The organism is Gordonia sp. 135 (assembly GCF_009720185.1).
GTDB classification, from domain to species: Bacteria; Actinomycetota; Actinomycetes; order Mycobacteriales; family Mycobacteriaceae; genus Gordonia; species Gordonia alkanivorans.
In genome coordinates this window covers 3,444,860-3,468,296 of sequence record NZ_CP046257.1, presented here as the reverse complement: position 1 = coordinate 3,468,296, position 23,437 = coordinate 3,444,860, and the positions used below count along the sequence as shown (strand labels likewise).

The 23,437-nt window shown below is 67.6% G+C and carries 22 protein-coding genes and 3 tRNA genes; 16 read left to right on the top strand and 9 right to left on the bottom strand.

Annotation, left to right across the window (positions count from 1 at the left end; translation table 11 throughout):
- Nucleotides 1–114 precede the first annotated feature (114 nt).
- Both serA and GKZ92_RS15725 read left to right on the top strand, forming a co-directional pair.
- Entirely contained in the window at nucleotides 115–1,710 is a 1,596-nt protein-coding gene (gene serA / locus GKZ92_RS15730) for a phosphoglycerate dehydrogenase (protein WP_035751251.1), read from the top strand.
- The gene (locus tag GKZ92_RS15725) at nucleotides 1,707–2,717 is read left to right on the top strand and encodes a 3-isopropylmalate dehydrogenase (protein ID WP_006359380.1); all 1,011 of its coding nucleotides are present in this window, start codon (nucleotides 1,707–1,709) and stop codon (nucleotides 2,715–2,717) included. Before serA ends, GKZ92_RS15725 begins: the two co-directional genes overlap by 4 nt.
- Nucleotides 2,718–2,811: 94 nt before the next feature.
- Here GKZ92_RS15725 and GKZ92_RS15720 read toward each other — a convergent pair whose 3' ends face one another.
- Entirely contained in the window at nucleotides 2,812–4,041 is a 1,230-nt protein-coding gene (locus GKZ92_RS15720; protein ID WP_155225407.1) for an MFS transporter, read from the bottom strand.
- Between the two features lie 126 nt (nucleotides 4,042–4,167).
- On the opposite strand from GKZ92_RS15720, the gene GKZ92_RS15715 reads away from it, so the two are divergent.
- From GKZ92_RS15715 to GKZ92_RS15690, 6 genes are all read left to right on the top strand, one after another.
- Complete coding sequence (locus GKZ92_RS15715) at nucleotides 4,168–4,941, top strand: fumarylacetoacetate hydrolase family protein (protein ID WP_006359378.1); 774 nt, start codon at nucleotides 4,168–4,170, stop codon at nucleotides 4,939–4,941.
- The gene (locus GKZ92_RS15710; RefSeq protein WP_042376377.1) at nucleotides 4,938–5,762 is read left to right on the top strand and encodes an alpha/beta fold hydrolase; all 825 of its coding nucleotides are present in this window, start codon (nucleotides 4,938–4,940) and stop codon (nucleotides 5,760–5,762) included. Before GKZ92_RS15715 ends, GKZ92_RS15710 begins: the two co-directional genes overlap by 4 nt.
- 44 nt (nucleotides 5,763–5,806) lie before the next feature.
- Nucleotides 5,807–7,285, top strand: a complete 1,479-nt coding sequence (gene gltX, locus GKZ92_RS15705) for a glutamate--tRNA ligase (RefSeq protein ID WP_040004213.1) — start codon at nucleotides 5,807–5,809, stop codon at nucleotides 7,283–7,285.
- 86 nt (nucleotides 7,286–7,371) lie between these two features.
- Nucleotides 7,372–7,443 (top strand) — tRNA-Gln (locus tag GKZ92_RS15700).
- Nucleotides 7,444–7,492: 49 nt separating this feature from the next.
- Nucleotides 7,493–7,565 (top strand) — tRNA-Glu (locus tag GKZ92_RS15695).
- A 102-nt stretch (nucleotides 7,566–7,667) separates the two neighbouring features.
- A tRNA-Glu gene (locus GKZ92_RS15690) sits at nucleotides 7,668–7,740 on the top strand.
- 121 nt (nucleotides 7,741–7,861) lie between these two features.
- On the opposite strand, the gene GKZ92_RS15685 is transcribed toward GKZ92_RS15690, so the two are convergent.
- Both GKZ92_RS15685 and GKZ92_RS15680 read right to left on the bottom strand, forming a co-directional pair.
- Nucleotides 7,862–8,359, bottom strand: a complete 498-nt coding sequence (locus tag GKZ92_RS15685; protein WP_155225406.1) for a PPOX class F420-dependent oxidoreductase — start codon at nucleotides 8,357–8,359, stop codon at nucleotides 7,862–7,864.
- Nucleotides 8,360–8,426: 67 nt separating this feature from the next.
- Nucleotides 8,427–9,161, bottom strand: coding sequence for an IclR family transcriptional regulator (locus tag GKZ92_RS15680; protein ID WP_155225405.1), 735 nt, complete (start codon nucleotides 9,159–9,161; stop codon nucleotides 8,427–8,429).
- Between the two features lie 95 nt (nucleotides 9,162–9,256).
- On the opposite strand from GKZ92_RS15680, the gene leuC reads away from it, so the two are divergent.
- From leuC to GKZ92_RS15665, 3 genes are all read left to right on the top strand, one after another.
- The gene (gene leuC, locus GKZ92_RS15675; RefSeq protein ID WP_035751259.1) at nucleotides 9,257–10,693 is read left to right on the top strand and encodes a 3-isopropylmalate dehydratase large subunit; all 1,437 of its coding nucleotides are present in this window, start codon (nucleotides 9,257–9,259) and stop codon (nucleotides 10,691–10,693) included.
- 50 nt (nucleotides 10,694–10,743) lie between these two features.
- Nucleotides 10,744–11,337: a 3-isopropylmalate dehydratase small subunit gene (leuD, locus tag GKZ92_RS15670; RefSeq protein ID WP_006359372.1), complete on the top strand. Its 594-nt coding sequence runs from the start codon at nucleotides 10,744–10,746 to the stop codon at nucleotides 11,335–11,337.
- A gap of 183 nt (nucleotides 11,338–11,520) precedes the next feature.
- Entirely contained in the window at nucleotides 11,521–12,147 is a 627-nt protein-coding gene (locus GKZ92_RS15665; protein WP_006359371.1) for an HU family DNA-binding protein, read from the top strand.
- A gap of 80 nt (nucleotides 12,148–12,227) precedes the next feature.
- Here GKZ92_RS15665 and GKZ92_RS15660 read toward each other — a convergent pair whose 3' ends face one another.
- The 3 genes from GKZ92_RS15660 to cofC all read right to left on the bottom strand — a co-directional run bounded on the left by GKZ92_RS15660 (nucleotide 12,228) and on the right by cofC (nucleotide 16,269).
- Nucleotides 12,228–13,148 (bottom strand): NUDIX hydrolase, encoded by a 921-nt coding sequence (locus tag GKZ92_RS15660; RefSeq protein ID WP_035751261.1) that lies wholly within the window; start codon nucleotides 13,146–13,148, stop codon nucleotides 12,228–12,230.
- Nucleotides 13,149–13,187: 39 nt separating this feature from the next.
- The gene (locus tag GKZ92_RS15655; protein WP_006359369.1) at nucleotides 13,188–15,383 is read right to left on the bottom strand and encodes an RNA degradosome polyphosphate kinase; all 2,196 of its coding nucleotides are present in this window, start codon (nucleotides 15,381–15,383) and stop codon (nucleotides 13,188–13,190) included.
- A gap of 136 nt (nucleotides 15,384–15,519) precedes the next feature.
- On the bottom strand, nucleotides 15,520–16,269 hold the full coding sequence (gene cofC / locus GKZ92_RS15650; protein WP_006359368.1) for a 2-phospho-L-lactate guanylyltransferase: 750 nt from the start codon (nucleotides 16,267–16,269) through the stop codon (nucleotides 15,520–15,522).
- Between the two features lie 125 nt (nucleotides 16,270–16,394).
- On the opposite strand from cofC, the gene GKZ92_RS15645 reads away from it, so the two are divergent.
- The gene (locus GKZ92_RS15645; protein WP_155225404.1) at nucleotides 16,395–17,402 is read left to right on the top strand and encodes an NAD(P)H-dependent glycerol-3-phosphate dehydrogenase; all 1,008 of its coding nucleotides are present in this window, start codon (nucleotides 16,395–16,397) and stop codon (nucleotides 17,400–17,402) included.
- A gap of 36 nt (nucleotides 17,403–17,438) precedes the next feature.
- Here the strand turns inward: GKZ92_RS15645 and GKZ92_RS15640 are convergent, their stop codons facing one another.
- Together GKZ92_RS15640 and GKZ92_RS15635 are read right to left on the bottom strand one after the other, a co-directional pair.
- Nucleotides 17,439–18,077, bottom strand: a complete 639-nt coding sequence (locus GKZ92_RS15640; RefSeq protein WP_035751263.1) for a DUF3515 domain-containing protein — start codon at nucleotides 18,075–18,077, stop codon at nucleotides 17,439–17,441.
- A 9-nt stretch (nucleotides 18,078–18,086) separates the two neighbouring features.
- Entirely contained in the window at nucleotides 18,087–18,380 is a 294-nt protein-coding gene (locus tag GKZ92_RS15635) for an Lrp/AsnC ligand binding domain-containing protein (RefSeq protein ID WP_006359365.1), read from the bottom strand.
- Between the two features lie 263 nt (nucleotides 18,381–18,643).
- On the opposite strand from GKZ92_RS15635, the gene GKZ92_RS15630 reads away from it, so the two are divergent.
- The 4 genes from GKZ92_RS15630 to GKZ92_RS15615 are packed head-to-tail and all read left to right on the top strand — an operon-like array spanning nucleotide 18,644 to nucleotide 22,433.
- On the top strand, nucleotides 18,644–19,717 hold the full coding sequence (locus GKZ92_RS15630; protein ID WP_155225722.1) for a thiamine-phosphate kinase: 1,074 nt from the start codon (nucleotides 18,644–18,646) through the stop codon (nucleotides 19,715–19,717).
- 58 nt (nucleotides 19,718–19,775) lie between these two features.
- Complete coding sequence (locus GKZ92_RS15625; protein WP_035751374.1) at nucleotides 19,776–21,137, top strand: glutamine synthetase family protein; 1,362 nt, start codon at nucleotides 19,776–19,778, stop codon at nucleotides 21,135–21,137.
- A gap of 50 nt (nucleotides 21,138–21,187) precedes the next feature.
- Nucleotides 21,188–21,709, top strand: a complete 522-nt coding sequence (locus tag GKZ92_RS15620; protein ID WP_006359362.1) for a gamma carbonic anhydrase family protein — start codon at nucleotides 21,188–21,190, stop codon at nucleotides 21,707–21,709.
- Nucleotides 21,710–21,749: 40 nt separating this feature from the next.
- Nucleotides 21,750–22,433, top strand: a complete 684-nt coding sequence (locus tag GKZ92_RS15615; protein WP_006359361.1) for a uracil-DNA glycosylase — start codon at nucleotides 21,750–21,752, stop codon at nucleotides 22,431–22,433.
- 101 nt (nucleotides 22,434–22,534) lie between these two features.
- On the opposite strand, the gene GKZ92_RS15610 is transcribed toward GKZ92_RS15615, so the two are convergent.
- Entirely contained in the window at nucleotides 22,535–23,362 is an 828-nt protein-coding gene (locus GKZ92_RS15610; RefSeq protein ID WP_035751264.1) for an enoyl-CoA hydratase/isomerase family protein, read from the bottom strand.
- Nucleotides 23,363–23,437: the final 75 nt, after the last annotated feature.

Sequence of the window (23,437 nt, the reverse complement as noted above, 5' to 3'; positions counted from 1 at the left end):
ACCGCCTGTTCGGGGCCACCTACCAGACCTTTAAGGTGTGATACGGAGAGTCCACGACGCTCCGTCCTGCCGAAGGTGAGAAATCGCACCTGCCCCGAACCTGGAGAAAAGACTGTGAGCTCTGCTGGCCGCCCGGTCGTACTCATCGCCGACAAGCTGGCGCCGTCCACCGTGGAAGCACTCGGTGACGGCGTCGAGGTGCGATGGGTCGACGGCCCGGACCGTCCCAAGCTGCTCGAGGCCGTCGTCGACGCCGACGCCATCCTCGTGCGTTCCGCGACGACTGTCGACGCCGAGGTCCTCGACGCCGGCAAGAAGCTGAAGATCATCGCGCGCGCCGGCGTCGGTCTCGACAACGTCGACGTCCCCGCCGCCACCGCTCGTGGAGTCATGGTCGTCAACGCGCCGACCTCCAACATCCACACCGCCGCCGAGCACGCCATCGCGCTGCTGATGTCGGCGTCGCGCCAGATCCCGGCCGCCGACGCCACCCTGCGTGAGAAGACCTGGAAGCGTTCGGCTTTCAACGGTGTCGAGATCTTCGACAAGACCGTCGGCGTCGTCGGTCTCGGCCGCATCGGTCAGCTGGTCGCCGCACGTCTGGCCGCATTCGAGACGCACATCATCGCGTACGACCCCTACGTCTCGCCGGCCCGCGCCGCCCAGCTCGGCATCGAGTTGGTCACCCTCGACGAGCTCCTCGAGCGCGCCGACTTCATCACCGTGCACCTGCCCAAGACGCCCGAGACCCTCGGCCTCATCGGCGCCGAACAGCTGGCCCGCACCAAGAAGGGCGTCGTCATCGTCAACGCCGCGCGCGGTGGTCTGATCGACGAGCAGGCACTGGCCGACGCCATCAACTCCGGCCAGGTCCGCGCCGCCGGCCTCGACGTCTTCGCGACCGAGCCCTGCACCGACTCGCCGCTGTTCGACCTCCCGCAGGTCGTCGTGACCCCGCACCTCGGCGCCTCCACCAGCGAGGCCCAGGACCGTGCCGGTACCGACGTCGCCAAGAGCGTGCGTCTCGCCCTGGCCGGTCACTTCGTGCCCGATGCCGTCAACATCACCGGCGGAGCGGTCGACGAAGAGGTCGCCCCGTGGCTCGAGGTCGCCCGCAAGGCCGGTGTCCTCGTCGGCGCCATCAGCAAGGAGCCGCCGACCTCGCTGGTCGTCGACGTCCGCGGTGAGCTGGCCGCCAAGAGCGTCGACGTCCTCGGACTCTCCGCGCTGCGCGGTCTGTTCTCGGCCGTCCTCGACGAGCCGGTCACCTTCGTCAACGCTCCGGCCGTCGCCGAGAGTCGCGGCGTCACCTGCGAGGTGACCACCGCTCCGGATAGCCCCAACCACCGCAGCGTCGTCGACGTGAAGGCCGTCTTCGCCGATGGTTCGGTTCACAACGTCTCCGGCGCGCTCACCGAGCCGCGTCTGGTCGAGAAGATCGTCAACATCAACGGTCGCAACTTCGACCTCCGCGCCGAGGGCCACAACCTGGTCGTCAGCTACGCGGATCGTCCGGGCTCGCTCGGCAAGATCGGCACCCTGCTCGGCGATGCCGGGGTCGACATCCTCGCCGCTGGTCTGTCCCAGGACGCCGAGGGCGGCGGCGCGACCATGATGCTGCGCATCAGCAGCGTGCTCGCCGACGACGTCGTCGAGGCGATCGGCTCGGCCGTGGGCGCCACTCTGATCGAGCAGGTGGACCTCTCGTGAAACTCGCAATCATCGCCGGCGACGGCATCGGTCCCGAGGTCATCGGGGAGGCACTCGGCGTCCTCGAGACCGTCGTTCCGTCGGTGAGCACCACCGAGTTCGATCTCGGTGCTCGCCGCTACCACCGCAACGGCGAACTCCTCACCGAGGACGACCTCGAGTCGCTGCGCAGCCACGACGCAATCCTGTTGGGCGCCATCGGCGATCCGTCGGTGCCGCCGGGCATCCTCGAGCGCGGTTTGCTGCTCACCATGCGTTTCGCCCTCGATCACCACGTGAACCTGCGTCCGTCGCGCCGGTACCCGGGTGTCACCTCGCCGCTGGCGGGCGACCCCGAGATCGATTTCGTCGTCGTCCGCGAGGGCACCGAGGGTCCGTACACCGGCAACGGCGGTGCGATCCGCGTCGGCACCCCCCACGAGGTCGCGACCGAGGTCAGCGTCAACACCCGCTTCGGCGTGGAACGCGTGGTGCGCAACGCCTTCGGGCGGGCGCAGCAGCGTCGTAAGAAGCTGACGCTGGTCCACAAGACCAACGTGCTCGGCTTCGCCGGATCGTTGTGGAGCCGCGCGGTCGAGGAAATCGGTGCCGAGTTCCCCGACGTCACCACTGACTACTGCCACGTGGACGCGGCGACCATCTACATGGTCACCGATCCGGGCCGCTTCGACGTGATCGTCACCGACAACCTGTTCGGCGACATCATCACCGACATCGCGGCTGCCGTCAGTGGCGGCATCGGACTCGCGGCGTCGGGCAACATCGATGCCACCGGCGCGAATCCGTCGATGTTCGAGCCGGTTCACGGTTCGGCACCGGACATCGCCGGCCAGGGCAAGGCCGATCCGACCGCTGCCATCCTGTCGACGGCACTGCTGCTCCAGCACCTCGGCGAGAACGACGCCGCGGCGCGGATCGAGAAGGCTGTCGCCGACGACCTCGCCGAGCGCAGCGGACCGGTTGTCACCAGCGAGGTCGGCAAGCGCATCCGCGAACGCCTCTCCTGAGGTTCCGCGAACCAGCACCAACGCATCAACCCACCACCCGGCGATCGGGTGGTGGGTTGATCCGTATGTGCTGAGGTCTGAGGTCGCGGTCAGGTCAAACTCTCACGGGCTCCTCGACGAGGCGCTGTGCGTCGCGCGGGACCAGGGGAGTGGCGACCAGCGGTGCGAGCGCGGTGACCGCGAACGCCGCCGGGAAACCGACCGCTGCGATCAGTGCGCCCAGCACGGGCGTCGTCGCGACGGTGACCAGGTACTGGCCCGTGTTCTGCACCGCGAGTCCGCGTCCGCTCCAGTCGGGCCCGGCGAACTCGGCGATGGCGGTGAACGCCAAGCCGTTGTCGGCCACCGAGATCACGCTCGCCACGGCCATCAGTGCGGGGGCCACGGGGCTGTCGAACCAATCCGCCACTGCGAGAGCGCACATCGATGCGATGCCGGCGACCGCGATGATCCGGATCGGGCGCATCCGGGAGAGCCAGGCGTCCGACCATCGACCCGCGGCGATCCGGCCGAGCGCGCCGACCACCTGTGTCACGGTGATCAGGATGCCGGCGCCGGCCGGCGACCAGTCGTGCGCCACGATCAGCCACGTGGGTACGAAGGTCCACATCATCGACTGCGGTACGACGAGCAGCATGCTGACGGTGTGAACCCGGGCGAGGAACGAATTGCCCCGGTAGGGGTTTCGAGTGATCGCCGGAGCATCGTCGTGGCCGCCGGGTGTCGCCCGGCGCGACGGGTCGCTGATGCCGATCAGCACCGCCAGCAATCCGACGGCGGTGATCACGGCCGGGATGGCCAGTGCCGCAGCGGGTCCGTGGGTGGCGGCGACAACCGGCATGGTCAACGCGCACACCCCGATACCCAGAGGTTGCGCCATCTGCCGAATCCCCATCGCGGTGCCACGCTGATGGGCGGGGAACCAGCCCACCACGATTCGGCCGCTGGCGCCGTTGGCGGCGCCGGAACCGGTGCCGCCCACCAGGAGAGCGGCTCCCACAAGGGCATACGACGCATCCGTGGCCGCAGCAACGGCCGCGCCGGTGGCGCCGACCAGCGAGATCGACAGGGAGATCAGCAGAATCCGGCGTTCGCCGTAACGGTCCAGCAGAATTCCCCACAGGAATGTGGCCATCGTGAGGCCGATGGTGGGGACGGCGGCGAGCGTCGACGCCGCGGTGAGGGTCAGCTCCGCATCGGTGTGCAGCGCGGGTATCAGATACGCGACGCCGCTCACGACGCAGGTGGTCGTCAGCGCGGCGAGCAGTGAGCATCCGAGGATGACCCATCTTCTGGTGTTGGAAATGATGCCGATGTCATCCATCCGAACTCACCCCGCTCTCTACTATCTCATACTATGGGACTTGAGGTTCACATTGTAAGAACGGCGAGGTGGTTCGCCAACTCGGCTCTCAACCGATGGGATCAGTCGGTGCGATAGGGTCTGGACATGCGCTTAGGTCGAATTGCGAGTCCCGACGGAGTGGCCTTCGTGTCCGTCGAAGGGGAGGGCGACGACGCTGTCGCCAAGGAGATCGCCGAGCATCCGTTCGGCACCCCGACGTTCACCGGTCGTTCCTGGAAACTGGCCGACGTCCGTGTGCTGGCTCCGATCCTGGCCAGCAAGGTGATCTGCATTGGCAAGAACTACGCCGCACATGCGGCCGAGATGGGTGGTGAGGCACCGGCCGACCCGGTGATCTTCATCAAGCCGAACACCTCGATCATCGGTCCCGAGGTCCCGATCGTGCGCCCGCCGTCGTCGGAACGTGTGGACTACGAAGGTGAACTCGCCGTCGTCATCGGACGTCCCTGCAAGGACGTCAAGGCCGGCCAGGCCAAGGACGTCATCCTGGGTTACACGATCGCCAACGACGTGACCGCCCGCGATCAGCAGAAGGCCGACGGTCAGTGGACGCGAGGCAAGAGCTACGACACCTTCTGCCCGCTCGGTCCCTGGATCGAGACGTCCTTCGATCCGTCCGACGTCGAACTCGTCACCGAGCTCGACGGCGAGGTCAAGCAGCGCACACGGACGTCGTTGATGCTGCACGACATCGGTGAGATCGTCGAGTGGATCACGCGGATCATGACCCTGCTCCCCGGTGACGTGATCCTCACGGGCACGCCCGAAGGAGTGGGACCCATGGTCGCCGGACAGCGGGTCTCGGTGACCGTCAACGGAATCGGCACGCTCTCCAATCCGGTGGTGGACAAGGCATGACAGCTCCCAGCACGGCACGCGTCAACGGCATCGACATCTCCTACAGCGTGGCCGGGAGCGGCCCGCTCGTCGTGATGGTGATGGGGACCGGAAGTCCCGGTCGCGTGTGGAAGGCCAATCAGGAACCGGCGCTGGTGAAGGCGGGCTACACCGTCGTCACCTTCGACAACCGCGGCATCGCCCCGTCGTCGGAGTGTGCGGAGGGTTTCAGCCTCGACGACATGGTCGCCGACACGGCCGCGCTCATCGAGTATCTGGACCGCGGTCCGGCCATCGTCGTGGGGACCTCGCTGGGCGCCCGGATCACCCAGGAACTCGCACTGGCCCGGCCCGACGTCGTCAAGGCCGCTGTCCTCATCGCCACCTACGGGCGCAACACCCCGCTGCAGGAAGCGATCTCGGCCGGCGAGCGCGCGCTCTACGACAACAAGATCAAGCTGCCGCCGGAGTACGAGGCCGCCATCACGGCTCATCTCAACCTGTCTCCGCACACCCTCGACGACGACCGCTCGGCCCGTGACTGGCTCGACATCATCGGGTTCTCGCCGCAGACGATCACCCCGGGAGTGCGTGCGCAGCTCGAACTCCACCACAAGGAGTCCGACCGGCTCTCGGCGTACCGCAACATCACCCGCCCGACGCTCGTCGTCGGTTTCGCCGACGACCGCACATTGCCGCCGAAGCTGGCTCGCGAGGTGGCCGAGGCGATTCCGGGCGCGGAGTACGTGCAGATCGAACGTGCCGGGCATTTCGGCTATCTCGAACAACCGGCCGAGGTGAACCGCGTGCTCGTCGACTTCTGCGGGCGGTTCCGGGACTGAACGCGCCGGTCAGCGCCTGAGGCGGTTTCGATACCCTGAGGGTCATGACCAGTAGTGAAGCCGTACGAGTCCGATTCTGTCCGTCCCCGACCGGTACACCCCATGTGGGACTCGTGCGGACCGCGCTGTTCAACTTCGCCCAGGCGCGTCACGACGGCGGAACCTTCGTGTTCCGCATCGAGGACACCGACGCCTCGCGCGACAGCGAGGAGTCGTACCAGGCGATCCTCGACGCGCTGCGCTGGCTCGGGATGGACTGGGACGAGGGGCCCGAGGTCGGTGGCCCCTACGGTCCCTACCGTCAGTCGGAGCGTCGTGACATCCATGCCGACGTCGTCGCGCGCCTGCTCGAGGCGGGGGAGGCCTACGAGGCCTTCTCCACCCCCGAGGAGGTCGAGGCGCGGCACAAGGCGGCCGGACGCGACCCCAAGCTCGGCTACGACAACTTCGACCGCGACCTCACCGACGAGCAGCGGGAGGCCTACCGCGCCGAGGGTCGCAAACCGGTTGTGCGCCTGCGTATGCCGGACATCGACCTCTCCTGGGACGACCTGGTCCGCGGTACGACGACGATCAAGGCCGGCACCGTTCCGGACTTCGCGCTGACCCGCGCATCGGGGGACCCGCTGTACACGTTGGTCAACCCGGTCGACGACGCCATGATGAAGATCACCCACGTTCTGCGCGGTGAGGATCTTCTCTCCTCGACGCCGCGTCAGCTCGCGCTGTACGAGGCGCTCATCCGTATCGGTGTCGCCGACTTCGTGCCGAAGTTCGCCCATCTCCCGTTCGTGATGGGCGAGGGCAACAAGAAGCTGTCCAAGCGCGACCCCCAGTCGAACCTCTTCCATCACCGCGACCGCGGATTCATCCCCGAGGGGCTGCTCAACTACCTGGCCTTGCTCGGGTGGGGTTTCTCCAGCGACAACGACGTCTTCTCGCTTGACGAGATGATCGCGGCTTTCGATGTGCGACAGGTCAATTCGAATCCGGCGCGCTTCGACCAGAAGAAGGCCGACGCGATCAACGCCGAACACATCCGCCGGCTCGAACTCGGTGACTTCACCGCGCGCCTCAAGGAGTTCCTGATCGGTCACGGCCACCTGTCGGAGCCGATCGACGATGTGAGTTTCGCCGCACTCGCCGAACTCGTCCAGACGCGCATCCAGGTCCTCGGCGACGCCTGGGACCTCATCAAGTTCGTCTACGTCTCCGACGACGACTTCACCATCGACGAGAAGGCCGCGAGCAAGAACCTGGGCGCCGATGCGGTGGCCGTTCTCGACGCCACGATCGCCGCTGTCGAGCCGCTGGCGTCCTGGACCACCCCGGAGCTGCAGGACGCGCTCAACGCGGCTCTGGTGGACGGTATGGAGCTCAAACCGCGCAAGGCGTTCGGTCCGGTGCGTGTCGCCGTCACCGGTTCGCAGGTGAGTCCGCCGCTCTTCGAGTCGATGGAGATCCTGGGTCGCGACAAGACCCTCGCGCGTCTCGCCGCAGCCCGGGAGATCGCCGGGAAATAGCCCTCTGAACTGCGCGTTTGTGGACTTCCGGTAACCCTTTGCTATTGTCTTCCTCGGCACTTTTCCTCAGGGAAAAGGGAAGTCCATGGGGTATGGTGTAATTGGCAACACAGCTGATTCTGGTTCAGCCATTCTAGGTTCGAGTCCTGGTACCCCAGCGAACTGAAGAAGATCGAGACCGCGAGGTCCGATCGCTGGAAGTTCCTTGGCCCCGTCGTCTAGCGGCCTAGGACGCCGCCCTCTCAAGGCGGTAGCGCGGGTTCGAATCCCGTCGGGGCTACAGAAGCTCCCTCTTCCTGCTCAGTCAGGAGGGGGGAGTTTTTCACTGCAAGGTGAGTGCGGCCGGACCCGTGCTAGGGTCTGGTTCGCCGGAAAGTTCCAGGGCCCCGTCGTCTAGCGGCCTAGGACGCCGCCCTCTCAAGGCGGTAGCGCGGGTTCGAATCCCGTCGGGGCTACAGATGCACCCTCCCTCTGTCCAGCAGGGGGAGGGTGCTTTTTTCTGTGCGACAGAGCAACTCGCCCGTATCGCGATGTGATGATCGCGAGACGGGCGAGTCCGTGAGTGCGGGGATTGGGTTACAGGTACTGCGCGGTGCTTCCCGACGCCGGCATCTCCGGGATGCCGAGCTTGCGATGATCCCACGAGCGGACGCGTGAGGGCACCAGGCGGACGGCCACGCGCTTGTGCATCATCTGCTCGACGAAGGGACGCGACTCCTCGGTGTAAGGGGCCGTGTATCGCTCCCAGACGCTGATCCCTATCTTCAGGCAGGAGTCGGGGTCGTCGAGGATCTCGGCGGTTCCCTCGAAGCTGACGCCGCGCAGTGTGTCGTAGGTGTCGCCGTCCTCGATCATCACCGTGCACCGGTTGTTGCGGCGGAGGTTGACCGCCTTCTGCGACTTGGACTTCGTCTCGAACCAGATCTCGCCGTCGATGACGCCGTACCACATGGCGACGAGGTGGATGCCGCCGTCGGGGCCCGTGGTCGCGAGGGTGGCCGTGCGGCTGCGCGCGACGAAGTCCTCGATCTCGGCGTCGGACATGACGATCTGGTTGCGTTGGTTGACTCCCATGTGACGAAGCTATCCGACGGGCCCGTCACACGGAACGGTCACTATCGGGAGCGGCTGTGAAGGTGACTCAGGCGCGGGAGGTCTGCAGGCGCTTGTGGATCGCGTCTGCGGCGGCGAGGAGATCGGCGGCCCACCGGGCGCCGGGCCGTCGGCCCATGCGGTCGATCGGGCCGGACACCGAGATCGCCGCGACGACGTCGCCGTTGCCGTCGCGCACGGGCGCCGAGACGCTCGCCACGCCCGCGGCACGTTCGCCGGCACTCTGGGCCCAGCCGCGGCGTCGGATCTCGTGCAGTGTCCGTTCACCGAAGACGCTGTCGTGCAGCAGTGCGCGCTGCGTCGCGGGGTCGGCCCAGGCGAGCAGGACCTTGGCCGCGGAGCCGGCGGTCATCGGGAAGCGCGTTCCGACGGGCACGGTGTCGCGGAGTCCGGTCGGCGGTTCCATCGCCGCCACGCACACGCGCTCGGCACCTTCGCGGCGATAGACCTGTACCGATTCGCCGGTGATGTCGCGGAGCCGGGGAAGGACCATCAGGGCCGACTCGGTCACGGGATCGTGGGCGGATGCGGCGAGTTCGCCGAGGACCGGCCCCGGCTGCCAGCGGCCGGTGATGTCGCGGGCGAGGAAGCGGTGGGTCTCGAGACCCACCGCCAGACGGTGGGCCGTGGCACGCGGGAGCCCGGTCCGCTCGCACAACTCCGAGAGGTTGCACGGGGCCTCCGCGATGGCATGGAGCACAGCCACGGATTTGTCGAGTACGCCGATTCCGCTGCTGACTCCGGATGCGCTATCCTTTCCCATAGGACGATACTAGCTGTCCAAATAGTGAGATGCACGTTTCATCGCGAGATGGGCGTGCACCGTCCGCCGAACCCGAGAAGATATCGAGTGCAGCCATGAGCAACAGCCCAGCCCAGCCGCTTACTCTTGCCGAGAAGGTCTGGCGCGACCACGTTGTCGTGCCCGGTGAAGCAGATGCGTCCGGAACCAGGAACCCGGACCTGATCTACATCGACCTCCATCTCGTGCACGAGGTCACTAGTCCGCAGGCCTTCGACGGCCTCCGGTTGGCGGGACGTCCCGTGCGGCGTCTCGACCTGACGATCGCGACCGAGGACCACAACGTCCCGACGATCGACATCGACAAGCCGATCGCCGACCCGGTGTCGCGCACCCAGGTCGACACCCTCCGCAAGAACTGCGAGGAGTTCGGTGTCCGGCTACACCCGATGGGTGATGTCGAGCAGGGCATCGTGCATGTCGTCGGCCCGCAGCTGGGTCTGACGCAGCCCGGCATGACCGTGGTGTGCGGTGACAGCCACACGGCCACCCACGGCGCCTTCGGATCGATCGCGATGGGTATCGGCACCAGTGAGGTGGAGCACGTCCTCGCCACGCAGACGCTTTCGCTGCGTCCGTTCAAGACGATGGCGATCAACGTCGACGGCGAGCTGCCGCCCGGCGTCACGGCCAAGGACCTCATCCTGGCGATCATCGCCAGGATCGGCACCGGCGGTGGGCAGGGATACATCCTCGAGTACCGCGGCGAGGCGATCCGCAAGCTGTCGATGGAAGCCCGGATGACCGTGTGCAACATGTCGATCGAGGCCGGCGCCCGCGCCGGGATGATCGCTCCCGACGAGGTCACCTACGAGTTCCTCAAGGGGCGTCCGCACGCCCCGAAGGGTGCCGAATGGGATGCGGCTGTTGCCTACTGGGACAGCCTGCGCACCGACGACGACGCCGTCTTCGACGCCGAGGTCCACATCGACGCCACCGAGCTGACCCCGTTCGTCACCTGGGGAACCAACCCGGGCCAGGGCGCCCCGCTGGGATCGACCGTTCCGAACCCCGCAGAGTTCGGTGACGAGGTCGCGTCGAGCGCCGCTGCGAAGGCCCTCGAGTACATGGACCTGAAACCCGGTACGCCGTTGCGTGACATCAAGGTCGACACCGTCTTCGTCGGATCGTGCACCAACGGTCGCATCGAGGATCTGCGCGCGGTCGCCGACGTGCTCAAGGGGCGCAAGCTCGCCGACGGCATGCGGATGCTCATCGTGCCCGGCTCGATGCGGGTCCGCGCCCAGGCCGAGGAAGAGGGTCTCGGGGAGATCTTCCTGAACGCCGGCGCCGAGTGGCGTCAGGCCGGTTGCTCGATGTGTCTGGGAATGAACCCGGATCAGCTCGCGCCCGGCGAGCGTTGCGCGTCGACGTCGAACCGCAATTTCGAAGGGCGGCAGGGCAAGGGCGGACGGACCCACCTGGTGTCCCCGGCTGTCGCGGCCGCGACCGCGATCCGCGGGACGCTGTCCGCTCCGGCCGATCTCGGTTGAGTAACCCCCAGACCACATTCCAGACAACTTCCGAACAGGGGCTTTGAAAAATGCAGCCGTTCACCGAACACACGGGCATTGGCGTCCCGCTGCGCCGCAGCAACGTCGACACCGACCAGATCATCCCGGCCGAGTACCTGAAGCGCGTGACCCGCACGGGCTTTGAGGACGGTCTGTTCGCCGGGTGGCGCACCGATCCGGACTTCATCCTCAACAACGAGCCGTGGAGCAACGGCTCGGTGCTCGTCGCCGGTCCGGACTTCGGCACCGGTTCCTCGCGCGAGCACGCGGTGTGGGCGCTGTCCGATTTCGGGTTCCGCGTGGTGATCTCGTCTCGTTTCGCCGACATCTTCCGCGGGAACGCCGGTAAGGCCGGGCTCGTCGCTGCCCAGGTCGAGCAGTCCGACGTCGAATTGCTGTGGAAGCGACTCGAAGAGAGTCCCGGGATGGAAATCACGGTGAGCCTTGTCGATAAGACCGTCACCGCCGGAGACCTCGTGGTGCCGTTGGCAATTGATGACTACACGCGGTGGCGCCTGATGGAGGGTCTCGACGACATCGGATTGACGTTGCGCCAGGTAGACGCGATTTCCGAGTACGAATCGAAGCGCCCGTCGTTCAAACCGAGGACTCTCGCGGACTGACCGGAGACCCTTGTCGGCCGCGCGAACGGCCGGGTCCCGCCGAAGCGGAGACCTTGTGAGCTGACATGCGATTTCGCAACACGGCGTCTTAATTGGCGTGGAAGATGGACGTTTTCAAATTCGACGTTTACCGTGTGTTGGTAGCTGGCCGAAAATCGGTCAGATCAGCTTGCGGAGGTACTCATGAACAAGGCGGAGCTCATCGATGAGCTGACCAAGAAGCTCGACGCGGATCGCAAGACTGCGACTGAAGCCGTCGAGCTCGTCGTCGACACGATCGTTCGCGCGGTCCACAAGGGCGAGAGCGTGACGATCACCGGCTTCGGTGTTTTCGAGAAGCGGAAGCGCGCGCCGCGCGTGGCTCGCAACCCGCGCACGGGCGAGACCGTGAAGGTCCGTGCTACTTCGGTTCCCGCGTTCCGTCCGGGCGCTCAGTTCAAGGCCGTCGTGGCCGGTAAGCAGAAGCTTGCTGCCAGCGGTCCGGCTGTGAAGCGCGGCAGCGGCACCACCACCACGGCGGCCAAGAAGGCGGCCCCGGCGAAGAAGACCGCGGCAAAGAAGGCCACCCCGGCCAAGAAGACCGCGGCCAAGAAGGCGCCGGCCAAGACCACGGCAGCGAAGAAGACCACCGCGGCCAAGAAGGCTGCGCCGGCGAAGAAGACGACCGCAGCAAAGAAGACGACGACCGCGGCGAAGAAGACCACCGCGGCCAAGAAGGCTGCGCCGGCGAAGAAGACCGCGGCAAAGAAGGCTCCGGCCAAGAAGACTGCGGCCAAGAAGGCTCCGGCCAAGAAGTCGACGCGTCGCTGAAAACCGGCCCGGTAGGGCAAACCTCTCAGATCAACCCCTGGTGACTTCCCCGCCAGGGGTTGATCTGTGTCCGGGGGTGCTCAGCCCGGGGGCAGTGGACTCGCGATGTGATCGGCCGCCACGAGCCGGCCGTCGAGAAGAGAGCAGACCCATACGCTGCCCTTGCGGTTCGACGCCTTCGGCAGCGTGATCCCGTCCTGCTCGGCCCACCATTCCATGAGCGGCGGAATCACCTTGCCCTGGCTGCACACCGCCAGGGTGTCCGGCATCTCGGACGCCAGCTCCCGGATCCGGCGTTGTGCCGCCGCCGGATCCGCGCGGTAGACCTCTTCGGAGAGATCCGGCTCGCTCCGCGCCTCGACCTCGAGGCGGTCCCGCAGCGGCTCGAGCGTCTGCTCGCAGCGCACCCGATCTGCGGCGTGAACCCGACGGGCGCCGAAGGCCAGCAGAAGGGGGACGAGCGCCGCCGACTGCGTGCGTCCGACGGCGTCGAGCGGACGGAGGCGGTCGTCGCCCTTGTACTGAGAGCGCCGACCGGCCTTGGCGTGGCGCACCAACAACAGGGTGTGCAGATCGGCCGGCAGCCGCGTGAACTCGCTCAGGATCTCGCGATCCAACTCGTGGCTCAGTGTCTCACGCGCCTTCTCGACCGTGAGCCAGCGCAATTCGTCGACCTCGTCGTCCGGGGTGAACGCAGCGTCGCCACCGCGCGCCGACCAGTAGCGCACGTGTTTGCGACCTGCCTCGACGTCGTAGTGGACATCGCCCAGGTGCCGTCCGAGGACGACGTGTTGTCCGGTCTCCTCGGCGATCTCGCGAACCGCGGTGTCGACGAGGGTCTCGCCCGATTCACCCTTGCCCTTCGGGATCGTCCAGTCGTCGTAGCGCGGCCGGTGGACGACGGCGATCTCCACGTCCTCCGTCGCCGTCGAGCCCGACGTCCCCGGACGCCAGACCACGGCGCCCGCGGCCCACACATCCTTCGGCGGGTTCTTACTCATCGGTGATCACCGTCGGGACGGGGCGCCGAGATCGGCCGGTCACGAAATGGTCTCCGGCCGACGACGATTGCGGCGCATCATCTGCCGCTGGTGATCGCGGACCTCTTCGCCGGCGGCGGGTGAGGCCACCCAGCTACCGTCGGTCTGCAGGACCCAGCAACGGGTGCGGGGGTCGAGGGCCGAGTCGAAGATGTCGCCGAGCTCGCCGGCAAGACGCTTGTCGCGTACGTTCACCATCACCTCGACGCGGCGGTCGAGATTGCGGTGCATCATGTCGGCGCTGCCGATCCAATACTCGTTCTGGGCACCGAAATGCAGGATTCGCGAGTGCTCGAGGAACTGACCGAGGATGGACCGGACGTTGATGTTGTCGCTGACACCTTCCATCCCCGGGCGCAGTGCGCTGATGCCGCGGACCACCACGTCGACCGGAACCCCGTTCTGGGACGCGCGATACAGCGCGTCGATCACCTGCTCGTCGACCAGCGCGTTGGCCTTCAGCTGCACGCGGGCACGATCGTCGCCCGCGCGGAACAGTTCGATCTCGCGGTGGATTCGCTCGATGATGCCCGCCCGGATGCCCTGCGGGGCAACGAGGATGTTCCGGTACTCCTTCTTGCGTGAGTATCCGGTCAGCGTGTTGAACAGGTCGGTCAGGTCCGCGCCGATGTCGGGGGCGGCCGTCAGCAGGCCCACGTCCTCGTACAACCGCGCGGTCTTCGGGTTGTAGTTGCCGGTGCCGATGTGGCAGTAGCGCTTGATCGTCGAGCCCTCACGCCGCACCACGAGACACGTCTTGCAGTGCGTCTTGAGTCCCACGAGTCCGTAGACGACGTGCACTCCCGCCTGCTCGAGTTGCCGGGCCCACTTGATGTTGGCCTGCTCGTCGAAGCGGGCCTTGATCTCCACCAGCGCCACGACCTGCTTGCCTGCCTCGGCGGCGTCGATGAGCGCGTTGACGATCGGGGAGTCACCCGAGGTGCGGTACAGCGTCTGCTTGATCGCGAGGACCTGAGGGTCGGCCGCGGCCTGTTCGATGAAGCGCTGCACGCTCGTCGAGAACGAATCGTAAGGGTGGTGCACGAGGACATCACCCTCGCGCAGCGTGGAGAAGACGCTCTTGGGCGTCTCCCGTTCGCCGAACGCCGGGTGCGTGCCCGGCACGAACGGGCGGTCCTTCAGATGCGGCCGATCGAGGTCGTAGAGCTCGAAAAGCGAAGACAGATCGAGCAGACCGGGCACCTGGATGACGTCGGCCGGGTTCACGTCGAGTTCGCGCAGCAACAGTTCGAGCATGTGCTCGCTCATGTCGTCGGCCACCTCGAGTCGGACCGGCGAGCCGAACCGGCGTCGGGCGAGTTCCCGCTCGAGCGCCTGCAGGAGATCCTCGTCGCGATCTTCCTCTACCTCGAAGTCGGCGTTGCGGGTGATCCGGAAGGCGTGATGCTCAACGACTTCCATGCCAGGGAACAGGTTGCCCAGGTTGGCGGCGATGAGGTGCTCCATGGGGAGGTACACCGCCTGTTTGGGGCGCCCGTCGTCGGCGCCGCGGTACGGCACCAGCTGATCGACCCGGATGAAGCGGTTCACATTGTCGGGGACCTTCACTCGCGCGAAATGCTCGCCGCTCTCGTTGATGTCTTTGACGGTCACCGCGAGGTTCAGCGACAGGCCGCTGATGTACGGGAACGGGTGAGCCGGGTCGACGGCCAGCGGCGTCAGGACGGGGAAGACCTCGTCCTGGAAGTAATCGACCATGCGGGCGCGTTGTTCGTCGGTCAGCTGCGACCAGGAGACGACATAGATGTCGTTGGCGGCCAACGCCGGCCGGACCGAGTCGAGGAAGACGCGGGCATGGCGGTCGGCGATGCTCTGCGTGCGGCCGGCGATGCGCATCAGCTGCTCGCGCGGGGACAACCCGTCGGCGGACCGGACCGACAGACCCGTCTCGTCGCGACGCTTCAGGCCGGCGACCCGGACCATGAAGAACTCGTCGAGGTTGGAGGCGAAGATGGCGAGGAACTTCGCCCGCTCGAGGAGCGGCAGCGAGGTGTCCTCGGCGAGGGCCAGCACACGGGAGTTGAAGTCGAGCCAACTCAATTCGCGGTTCAGGTACCGGTCCTCGGGCAGGTCCGCGGACTCGTCGGGGACGAGGGTTGCGGCCGGCGGTGCATTGGGGATCGGCGTGGTCGTGACCGTTGCGGTGGTCGTTGAGGTGTCGTCGGCAGGGCTCACCCGTCAATCATGGCTCAAACTCACCGCGCTTGGGATGGGTCGGAGGCCGGAACCTCACCGTCGGCGGCACGATGTCCGAATCGGCACGGTGCGACAGGCGAAGTCGCGCACCCTCAGACGTGGCGCGGACCGATCGTCACAGACGACGCAGAGCGTCGGCGGTGTGGGGGCCGAGGCCGAGTGCGCGTGCGGCGTCGAGATCGGTTGCGGTGTCGACGTCCGTACGCAGATCGGTCCACCGCGTGTGCGCGGGGTCGAGTTCGACGGCGCCGGCGGCTCGGTGCGCAGCCGCCGATCCCGGGCCGAAACGCGGTGCGTCGTCGAGCGCGCCGGGGTCGTCGGGGGTGAAGGTGCCGTGCAGCAGAACGGTGCCGGTCCCGTCGCGGTCGGTGAGGAAGCTGAGTCGGTGGGCCGGCGCCTCCTGCAGAACCTCGCGCATCGAGTCGCTGGTGGCAGCGGGCAGATCGGCCTGGACGAACACGACCCGCGTCGAATCCGGCCACGTCTCCCGCGCCCACCGTGCACCGTGACCGAAGGCGACGTTGAGTCCCGGGCCTGCGGGCGGGGAGACCACCTCGGGCAGCCCATGGGTACCGGCGCGTTGCGCGGCGGCGAGCACGTCGTCGTCGGGACTGACGACCACCACCCTCGAGACGCCGGCACCGCGCAGCGCCTCGACCGTGTCGAGGAACATCGCCAGGACCAGCCAGCCGCGGGTCGTCGGATCGTCGTGGCCGAAGGCCGACGCCAGCGTGGCCGCCAGCCTCGACTTCGCGCGATGCAGACTCTTGACCGCCAGCACGGCCGCGACCGTCGCCCCGCCGGCCGCGGGGCTCCCCGAGGCGGCGCTGAGGTCGACGCTCATGTCGACGGCGCTGTGGTCCATGCTGACCATCATGGTCCACCACGGGACCGTGGGTGACATTCCGGGTCGGTCAGAAGTGGACTGGCATTAGGGTGGGCAGGTAGTCGTTCGGTCCGGTGAAACGGACACGGGGCAGGAGGAGTGCGGTGCGCGCGGCGGTCATGGGTGCTGGTTCCTGGGGTACGGCGGTGGCGAAGGTTCTCGTCGACGCGGGGACCGAGACGGTCATCTGGGCTCGACGCCCGGAACTGGCCGATGCGATCAACTCCGAACACGTCAATCCGAACTATCTGTCGGACATCACGCTGCCCGGAGAACTCACTGCGACCAGCGACCCGGTGGCGGCCCTGAGCGGCGCCGACATCGTTGTCTGCGGGGTGCCGTCGCAGTCACTGCGGGAGAATCTCAAGCAGTGGACTCCGCACATCGGCTCCGATGCGTCGCTGGTGTCGCTCGCCAAAGGCATCGAGACCAGCACGCTGCTGCGGATGAGCGAGGTCATCGCCGAGGTCACCGGAGTGGCCGACGACCGGATCGCGGTGCTCACCGGACCCAACCTCGCGCACGAGGTCGCCGAAGGGCAGCCCGCGGCGACCGTGATCGCCTGCACCGACGAATTACGCGCGGTCACCCTGCAGAGTGCTTTCAGCACGCGCTACTTCCGCCCCTACACCAACACCGACGTCATCGGATGCGAGATCGGCGGCTCGGCGAAGAACGTGATCGCCCTCGCGTGCGGTATCGCCAGCGGCGTCGGATTCGGCCAGAACACGCTCGCCACGATCATCACCCGCGGTCTCGCCGAGACCATCCGCCTGGGCGTTGCCGTCGGCGCAGAAATCGAGACCCTCGCCGGACTCGCGGGTGTGGGCGACCTGGTCGCAACCTGCTCGTCCCCGCTGTCGCGGAACCGGAGCTTCGGTGCGCGGCTGGGCGAAGGGGCGACGATGGCCGAGGCGCAGGCGGCCACCAACGGGCAGGTCGCGGAGGGCGTGAAGTCGTGTTCGTCGGTACGCGCGCTCGCCGAGAAGCATCAGGTCCCGATGCCGCTCACGGACGCGGTGCACAAGGTGTGCCACGACGGGCAGTCGGTCGCCGACGCCATCAACTCACTGCTCGGCCGCAGTGCCAAGCCGGAGATCTACCGGGACTGAGCCCGGCGGAGCCGACCCGCGGAATCCGGCGGCAGGTCAGCCGAAGTCGAGTGGGCCGCGTTCGAGTGTCTGGTCGATGAAACCCGAGATGTCGGTGATCGGACCGTTCCCGGCATTCGACGGAACCCACAGCGCGACGTAGGGACGGTGGTCGACGCATACGTAGGCCTGGCCGGAGCCGTCGACGGTGTCGGTGATGAACCACTGCACACCGGCCTGGCCCGCGGCGTGGATCTCCTGGAGGTTGCTCGTCGGGGACAGTTCCGCCGGACGGGTCACACCGCAGCGGAGCGTCAGATCGTCGCCGGACCCCTCCGCGGGCCAGGTCGCGCGGTCCCCGGAGATCTCCTTGCTGCCGAATCCCTCGAACGTCTGCGGCACCGCCTCGAGCAGTCGCGTGCAGTCCGCTGATGCGCTGCCGTCCGCGGCATAGGACTCGACGGGATTCACTGTGTCGGGGCGCAGCGCGGCGAACGCGATGAATCCCGCGATCACCATGATGGGGATGGCGACGAGGGTCGCGATGAGCGCAGGACTCAGCCGGGAGTCGGTGCCGTAGCGCTCGTCGGCGACGGGGTCCTCGGTGGCTGTGGCGTCGTCGCCACGGGCCGGGTCACCGGCGACCGGGTCGTCCACGGGATCCTGCGGGGTGTCATCCGAACCTGCTGACGTCACGCCACCACATTAGGAGCCGTGCACGTCTGCGCCGACGCCGGGACCGGGGAACCGTGACCCGCGGGTGTTGCCGACCACCGAGCAGGTCAGGGTGCGGGTGATCCCGTCGACCTTCTGGATCTGAGGAACCACATTCTCGGTGAGTTGCGTCGCATCGGCGGCATCCACCCGGACGATCACGTCATAGGGTCCGCTGACCTCTTCGGATGAGGCGACCCCCGAGATCTCGGCGATCGTCGCCGCCGCCAGGGCGGCTCTACCGACCTCGGTCTGGATCAGTATGTATGCCTGAACCACGGACATCCTCTCCGTTCGTGCCCCATCGCCGACACGGGCTGTCGAATCCGGCGGCAATGGGTGCTGCGCGGCGAACACCGTTCGCCGTGAGCCCAATACACTGTGGCACACATTGTCACCGACAAACCCGCTCGCGCGCGACTCAAAGCGGACCCGACGAGAGTGAGACCCGACAAGTGACCCCCGAGGAAGTCGGTACCAACGGCCCCGACAACGTCGGTATGGACAGGTCCGACAGCGGTGGCTCAGACGGCCCCGACTCCGTCGGTATGGACAGGTCCGACTCCGTCGGTATCGACAGGTCCGACTCCGTCCGTATCGACAGGTCCGACTCCGTCGGTATCGACAGGTCCGACTCCGTCGGGGAGATCGGCGAGCGGGCGGTGATCGCCGCACTCACCGCGGCAGCGACCGCGGCCGGGTCCGTTGACGACATCGTGATCGGCTCGGGCGACGACGCGGCCGTCCTCGACATCGGCGGGTCGGCGGTCATCAGCACCGACACGGTGGTCGAGGGACGGCATTTCCGGTTCGACTGGTCGACGCCGCAGCAGATCGGGGCGCGGGCGGTGGTCCAGAGTTCGGCCGACGTCGCCGCGATGGGTGGTCGGACGACAGGGCTGGTGGTGTCCATCGCCTGCCCGGCTGCGACTCGAGTGGGCGTCATCCTCGACCTCAACGACGGTGTCGTCGGCGCCGCACATGCGCTGGGCGCACGAGTTCTCGGCGGGGACCTGGTGGCGGCGGAGCAGGTGGTCGTGAGCGTCACCGCGGTCGGGGCGCTCGAAGGTCGACGGCCGGTGTCGTTGGGCGGTGCCCGTCCTGGCGACGTACTCGCCGTGAGCGGTCCCCTGGGTGCGAGCGCCGCCGGGCTCGCGGTGCTGTCGACGCCCGGCGTCGACGATGCGCAGTGGACGGAAGTGGTTGCTCTGCATCGTGTTCCGATGCCTGATCTGAGTCAGGGTCCCGTCGCGGCCGCTGCCGGAGCGCATGCGATGACCGACATCTCCGACGGTCTCGTCGAAGAACTGATCACCATGTCGCGGGCCGCGCAGGTGGCGATGGCCGTCGAGGTCGCCGCGGTGCCGCGACGACCCGATCTGGCCCGCCTGGCAACGGAACTCGGAGCGGAAGTGGACGAATGGGTTCTGACGGGTGGCGAGGATCACCACCTGCTCGCGGCCTTCGACGCCGCGTCCGTGCCCGACGGTTGGACCGTGATCGGGTCGGTCCGCGAGGCCACGTCGACGACCCCGGAGGTGTGGGTCGACGGCCGGCGCGTCGGCGGACCCGACGGACCGGACCTGCACGGGTGGCAGTCGTTCGCCGAGCCGCGCGGATGATGTGCCGAATCCGTACGGTTCCGCCACCGGAACCGCCGCGCTCCACGACACTGTGGACATGGACTCGCGATCCGATTCCGCCGGCGACTCATCGTCGTCGATCCTCCTCGCGACCGTCGTCAACCCGGCCGGACTGACGCTGGCGAAGACGGTCACCCCGGAACGCGTCCCGGTGTTCGCGTCGGTGGGGCTCGGCGCCAGTCCGTCGTGGCATGCCTTCGCGATCGACCAGACCGGAATCGCGTTCAGTGACGAGGTCGGGGTGGTGGGGGACCAGCGCATCCGGATCGATCTCGGCGCGCGGGTGGAGGTGGACCCGACGCTGAGCTGGGCGCCCGGCGAGTTCTTCGGCCTCGCCGGGGATCCGGTGCCGCAGTGCGCCCGTGGCACCCTGCGTCGCGTCGTCGCGGAACTGGCGGATGCCGGCCTGCACGCCATGGTCGGCCACGAACTCGAGTTCGTTCTCCTGGCTGCGGACGGATCGCCGCTGCCGTCCGCTCCGTGGACCCCGTATGGCGCGGTCGGGCTGCTGGAGTACGAGGAGTTCGTGCGGGACGTCCTCGTCTCGTGTCGTGCCGCGGGTATCACGGTCGAACAGCTGCATCCGGAGCATGCGCGTTGGCAGTTCGAGGTTTCTCTGGGGCCGGCGGACCCCATCACCGCCGCCGACCGGCTGGTACTCACGCGGCTCATCATCGGTCGCCTTGCCCGCAAACACGGTCTGCGCGCCGGCTTTTCCCCGAAACCCTTCGTCGACGAAGCCGGATGCGGTGCTCATCAACATGTCTCGTTACACCGTGGAGGTCGGCCCCTGTTCTCGGGCGGAACCGGCGTCGCCGGGATGACGCCAGACGGTGCCCACGCGGTCGCAGGCATCGTCGACGCGCTCCTCGAACTACAGGGTGTGCTGTGCGGATCGGTGGTGTCAGGCTTGCGCATGCTGCCCGGTCAGTGGGCCGGCGCGCACGTCTGTTGGGGCGTGGAGAACCGCGAAGCGGCGGTGCGCCTGGTCCGTGCGGACTCGGCAGACGCGAGTGCCGCTGATGCCCGGCGAGATACATCGGACGTCAGGGGACGGGGTGCCAACGTCGAGGTGAAGATCGCCGACCCGTCGGCGAACGTCTACTTCGCCACCGCCGCCATCCTGGGCGCGGCGGCGGCCGGAATCGAGTGGAAGGCCACCCTGCCGCCCGAGGTCGGCGTCGACCCGCGCACCCGTGCAGCCGGGGAACGAACACTGCTCTCCACCGACCAGAGCGAGGTTGTCGACCGGATGGACGTGTCGCCGCTGCTGCGCGGGATCCTGGGCGACCCGGCGGTCGATGCGCTCGTGGCGGTCCGCCGGTACGAGGTCACCCACATCCCCGATCACACCCCCGAAGCACTCACCGAACGGTTCCGGCTGGCCTGGAGCGTGTGACCGGCGCGGGCGGGCACGGACCGCTGTCCGTACGTGGCTAGAGTCTCCGTATGGCGATCTACGCACTCGACGACCGCGAGCCCGTTCTGGGCAACGACACCTATGTCCATCCCGATGCGGTGGTGATCGGAGCCGTCACTCTGGGTGACGGCGTCTCGGTATGGCCCGGCGCCGTCCTGCGCGGCGACTACGGCACCATCACCATCGGTGAGCGCAGCAACATCCAGGACGGCACGGTCATCCACTGCACCGTCTTCGAACCGACCGTGATCGGCGCCCGCTGCGTCGTCGGACACAACGCGCACATCGAGGGCGCGACCATCGGCGACGACTGCCTCATCGCCTCCGGCTCGGTGGTCCTCAACGGTTCGACGGTCGGCAACGGAGCGATCGTCGGAGCCGGCGCCGTCGTCCCGTTCAAGTTCGACGTGCCGCCGCGCCGCATGGCGCTCGGCGTGCCCGCCCGCCTGCGCGAGAACTACGAGGTCCCCGACGGACACACTGACCTCAACAGCGACATGTACTTCCAGAACGCCCAGTACTACCGCAAGTCGCTGCGGCGACTCGACTGACACGAATGACCGCACCGATGGGACCGATGGGGAGACCGGAGTGACCGCACCGACCAAACCGCTCGCCGAGATCATCGACCCCGGCTGGGCCGAGGCCCTCGCCCCGGTCGAGCCGATCATCACCGAGATGGGCCAGTTCCTGCGCAACGAGATCGCCGAGGGACGCCGCTATCTGCCCGCCGGGCAACACATCCTGCGGGCGTTCACCCGGCCGATCGACGATGTGCGCGTGCTCATCGTCGGGCAGGACCCGTACCCGACTCCGGGACATGCTGTCGGACTGAGCTTCTCCGTGGCCCCCGACGTACGTCCGATCCCGCGGTCGCTGGCCAACATCTACACCGAGTACTGCTCGGATCTCGGATATCCGATGCCGAGCAACGGTGACCTCACCCCGTGGGCGGACAACGGAGTGTTGTTGCTGAACCGCGTCCTGACGGTCGCGCCAGGGGAGCCCGCGTCTCATCGCAAGAAGGGCTGGGAGACGGTCACCGAATGCGCGATCAAGGCACTCGTCGACCGCGACGAACCGCTCGTCGCGATCCTGTGGGGCAAGGACGCCGCCTCGCTGCAGGAGTGGTTGCCGGACGTCCCGACCATCGTCTCCGCACACCCGTCACCGCTGTCCGCATCGCGCGGCTTCTTCGGGTCGCGCCCGTTCAGCCGGGCCAACGAAGAACTCGCCGACCTCGGCGCCGACCCGGTGGACTGGCGACTGCCCTGATCTGGGCTCCCCGAGGTGCGAGGAGCGATAGCGGTGAGCGTCGACGGGCCTGGTGAGAGCGACTTACCAGGCCCGTCGAGGCTCGCTTGCAGCGATGAGAGTCAGCGACTCTTGCCGAACTCCGGCGCGCGCTTGCCCACGAACGCGTCGACCCCTTCGATGCCTTCGGCCAGCCCCGACCGCTCGGAGATGGAGCGACCCTCGAGGGCGAGCTGCTCGATGAGCGAGTTCTCCGACGAGACCGAGAGCAGGTGCTTGGTGCCGGAGTCGGCGGAGCGCGGCCCGGCGGCGATCTTCTCGGCGTTGGCGCGCGCCACGGCCTCGACGTCCTCGTCGGCGACGACCTCGGAGAAGATGCCCCAGTTCAGCGCGTCGTCGGCGGAAAGAACCCGGTCGGTGAGGATGATCTGGCGGGCCCGGGCCGCGCCGACCGCACGGGGGAGGGTCCAGGTGAGTCCGCCGTCGGGGGTGAGGCCGATGCCGCGGTACGCGGGACGCAGCTTGGACGAGGTGCCGCCGATCGCGACGTCGGCGTGCAGGACCAGCGACATGCCGGCTCCGGCCGACCAGCCCTTCGCGGCGGCGACGACCGGGATATCGGCCTCGTACAGGGCCGTCACGAAGGCATGGAAGTTGTCGGCGATCAGGCGCAGGTAGGTGGGGCGATCGTCGGCGGCGGCGAAAGCGCGCACGTTGCCGCCTGCACAGAAGTTCTTGCCCGGACCGACGAGCAGCACCGCGCCCACGTCACGACGGCCACGTGCCACCTCGCGCAGCGCCTGGGTGCCGGCGGCGATCCCGCCGTCGTCGAGGGAGTTGCCCGCGCCGGCAGCCGACACCGCGATCGTCAGGACGCCGTCGGCCTCGCTGACGAGTGTGGGGGCGTCGGGCCGAGTGATTTCCGTGGCAGGGGATTGTGTGGAGGTCATGCGCGAAACATTATCCCGCCCACACCAAAGACCCGACGCCGGGGAGCTTGCGCTCGGTGGCATCGGGTCTTGTGC

What these genes read in the sequence shown, in the direction of transcription:
- cofC (WP_006359368.1), bottom strand. Translation starts at nt 16,269, where the DNA reads ATGGACCACAGCGCCGTCGACATGAGCGTCGACCTCAGCGCCGCCTCG.
- GKZ92_RS15680 (WP_155225405.1), bottom strand. Translation starts at nt 9,161, where the DNA reads ATGGGAAAGGATAGCGCATCCGGAGTCAGCAGCGGAATCGGCGTACTC.
- GKZ92_RS15635 (WP_006359365.1), bottom strand. Translation starts at nt 18,380, where the DNA reads ATGTCCGTGGTTCAGGCATACATACTGATCCAGACCGAGGTCGGTAGA.
- GKZ92_RS15715 (WP_006359378.1), top strand. Translation starts at nt 4,168, where the DNA reads ATGCGCTTAGGTCGAATTGCGAGTCCCGACGGAGTGGCCTTCGTGTCC.
- GKZ92_RS15620 (WP_006359362.1), top strand. Translation starts at nt 21,188, where the DNA reads ATGGCGATCTACGCACTCGACGACCGCGAGCCCGTTCTGGGCAACGAC.
- leuC (WP_035751259.1), top strand. Translation starts at nt 9,257, where the DNA reads ATGAGCAACAGCCCAGCCCAGCCGCTTACTCTTGCCGAGAAGGTCTGG.
- GKZ92_RS15720 (WP_155225407.1), bottom strand. Translation starts at nt 4,041, where the DNA reads ATGGATGACATCGGCATCATTTCCAACACCAGAAGATGGGTCATCCTC.
- GKZ92_RS15685 (WP_155225406.1), bottom strand. Translation starts at nt 8,359, where the DNA reads ATGGGAGTCAACCAACGCAACCAGATCGTCATGTCCGACGCCGAGATC.
- GKZ92_RS15710 (WP_042376377.1), top strand. Translation starts at nt 4,938, where the DNA reads ATGACAGCTCCCAGCACGGCACGCGTCAACGGCATCGACATCTCCTAC.
- GKZ92_RS15665 (WP_006359371.1), top strand. Translation starts at nt 11,521, where the DNA reads ATGAACAAGGCGGAGCTCATCGATGAGCTGACCAAGAAGCTCGACGCG.
- GKZ92_RS15625 (WP_035751374.1), top strand. Translation starts at nt 19,776, where the DNA reads ATGGACTCGCGATCCGATTCCGCCGGCGACTCATCGTCGTCGATCCTC.
- GKZ92_RS15630 (WP_155225722.1), top strand. Translation starts at nt 18,644, where the DNA reads ATGGACAGGTCCGACTCCGTCGGTATCGACAGGTCCGACTCCGTCCGT.
- GKZ92_RS15660 (WP_035751261.1), bottom strand. Translation starts at nt 13,148, where the DNA reads ATGAGTAAGAACCCGCCGAAGGATGTGTGGGCCGCGGGCGCCGTGGTC.
- GKZ92_RS15610 (WP_035751264.1), bottom strand. Translation starts at nt 23,362, where the DNA reads ATGACCTCCACACAATCCCCTGCCACGGAAATCACTCGGCCCGACGCC.
- leuD (WP_006359372.1), top strand. Translation starts at nt 10,744, where the DNA reads ATGCAGCCGTTCACCGAACACACGGGCATTGGCGTCCCGCTGCGCCGC.
- gltX (WP_040004213.1), top strand. Translation starts at nt 5,807, where the DNA reads ATGACCAGTAGTGAAGCCGTACGAGTCCGATTCTGTCCGTCCCCGACC.